Annotated in this window: 4 protein-coding genes; all 4 read right to left on the minus strand. The window is 45.1% G+C overall.

The features are described from left to right. Window positions 1-34: 34 nt before the first annotated feature. The gene (locus tag A3756_RS17090) at window positions 35-313 is read right to left on the minus strand and encodes a cation:proton antiporter (RefSeq protein WP_068554044.1); all 279 of its coding nucleotides are present in this window, start codon (window positions 311-313) and stop codon (window positions 35-37) included. Between the two features lie 107 nt (window positions 314-420). Further along, window positions 421-1,206: a tRNA cyclic N6-threonylcarbamoyladenosine(37) synthase TcdA gene (tcdA, locus tag A3756_RS17095; RefSeq protein WP_068512811.1), complete on the minus strand. Its 786-nt coding sequence runs from the start codon at window positions 1,204-1,206 to the stop codon at window positions 421-423. A gap of 33 nt (window positions 1,207-1,239) precedes the next feature. Next, the gene (locus A3756_RS17100) at window positions 1,240-1,548 is read right to left on the minus strand and encodes a PA4642 family protein (protein ID WP_068510133.1); all 309 of its coding nucleotides are present in this window, start codon (window positions 1,546-1,548) and stop codon (window positions 1,240-1,242) included. Window positions 1,549-1,629: 81 nt separating this feature from the next. Continuing rightward, the coding region (locus A3756_RS17105) for an OmpA family protein (RefSeq protein ID WP_156490554.1) at window positions 1,630-2,094 on the minus strand (465 nt) is incomplete at its 5' end.

Below are 2,094 nucleotides of genomic sequence, written 5' to 3' on the forward strand. Positions count from 1 at the left end.
GTTCCGATAGACCAAGTAACAACTACACCAGACATTAGAAGGTTGCGAACCATCTTGCCGTGTTCACGTAGCTCCTGAAATTTAAGAGAAGGCTACCCTCAAACAGAATCACGGCAACGGCCAGCGATACAATCGGGAATAGCATTTCACCAAACAAGGCATCCGGCTCCAGAATACCTAAACCAGGCCCGATAAGAATTCCTGCAAGTAAGAGAAATAAAATTGCCGGCAAACGTAAACGCCAGGCAATCCATTGACAAATAAGGGAAATAACACCAATACTCGCCAGTAAAATAAGCTGCAGCTCAACCATAGAAACGGATTCTTTTCTTTGAAATCGGCCCACCCGCAACATACATCTATGGGGAAGCACTTTAACTCGTTACAACACCCTTTTAAGGGACGTCTTACAATTAAAGATCATTCTGCCAGGATTGCGAGTTTCTTTAGAATTTGAGATACCGCCATAAAGGCGAATGTTGCCGTTATGTGAGTTGCCGCACCAAAGCCCGAGGCACAATCCAGTTTTACCGGACCGCCTTCGGCTGGCTTTTCGTGACATACTGCGCCATCACTGTGTGCGTAAACTAATTGCTCAGTCGAATATACACAGTCAATCCGATATTTGCGTTTGGGGTTTCGGGAAAAGCCATGCATGCGACGAAGATTATTGCGTATCTTGGCAAGCAATGGGTCCTGGATAGTACGATTTAAGTCAGCAATTTGAATCTGACTCGGATCAACTTGGCCACCGGCGCCTCCCGAGCAGATCAACTTAATCTTATGTCGCGAACAATGAGCAATAATGGCAGTCTTTGCTTTGACACTATCGGTCGCATCAAAGACATAGTCAAAGCCTTTGTGCAGCAAAGTTTCTACATTTGCAGGCGTAATAAAGGTGTGGTTTGCATGTACTTTGATCTGCGGATTAATCTGCTGCATTCGAGCAGCCATAGCCTCCACCTTCATCGCCCCAACCGTGTCTTGCAATGCATGGATTTGCCTGTTGATATTCGAAACGCAAATATCATCCAGATCAAATAGGGTAACTTCACCAATACCCGATCGAGCTAAGGCTTCGGCGGCCCAGGAACCGACACCGCCAATACCAATCACGGCAATATGACTATGCTGAAAACGCTCTAGCGTTGGCAAACCATACAGGCGAGCAATACCGCCAAAGCGAAAGGCAATATCGTCATTCATAGAGCCATCAGCCTTATATCAGGAATCAGAAGCTTATAGCTCGCTAGACTTCAGCGCAGCATTTGATTTCAATACATCACTGTATGCTTGAGACTTAGCATGCTCCGACACGCGATCAAATATTGTCTCACCGCTTAGAGATAAAGCATTAATATTCCTGCCAGATTCAGCAAACATTGCAATAAAACGCTGAAAGAAATCAGGAGTCATATGTTGGTAGGCTTGAATTAGTACGTGATAATCCGGATCGCTACCATCCAAAGGCTTTAAAGATAAAAACCCCTGAATTCGCTCATCACTCCACTGCTCATCTTCGACTTTCGGTTGACTTGGTCCACTCACGCTACGACACCTTCTAAATATTTGTTACAGACTAAAAGGCCGCCATTATAGCGAGCTAGTGCCTTCCAAGAAAGATACATTTTAGAAGTCCCAGTCAGACTCCTCACAAACCGGGTCAAACACGCTTATTTCGACCCGTCGATTCTTGGCCCGGTTCTCTGCGGTGTCATTAGGTGCCAAAGGATTTGTTTCTGCTCTGCCCGCTGCACTAACGCGGTTAGCATCTACTTTATTATTAAAAATAAGTTGATGGACGACACTCACAGCCCGTGCTGCAGACAAATCCCAATTTGAACGATAGCGCGCCGAGTTAACCGGCAAATTATCGGTATAACCCGAGACCGTTATTTCACCCTCGCAAGTAGCAAGTACTTCTTCTATTTTTTCAAGAATCGGGAACATTGCATCTTTTAGCTCTTCACTCCCTGATGGAAAAGTAGTCGCCTCAGAGAAACGCACAACCACTTTGTTGGAGTCATAACTTACAGATAAAGCATTAGAAAGGATTTCAGATTCCAGACTATCAACCAAACTCTCTGTGAGCTT

This window comes from Oleiphilus sp. HI0086 (genome assembly GCF_001635225.1).

Excerpts from the sequence above, each read along its gene's own strand:
- A3756_RS17090 (WP_068554044.1), bottom strand. The coding sequence starts at position 313 with ATGGTTGAGCTGCAGCTTATTTTACTGGCGAGTATTGGTGTTATTTCC.
- tcdA (WP_068512811.1), bottom strand. The coding sequence starts at position 1,206 with ATGAATGACGATATTGCCTTTCGCTTTGGCGGTATTGCTCGCCTGTAT.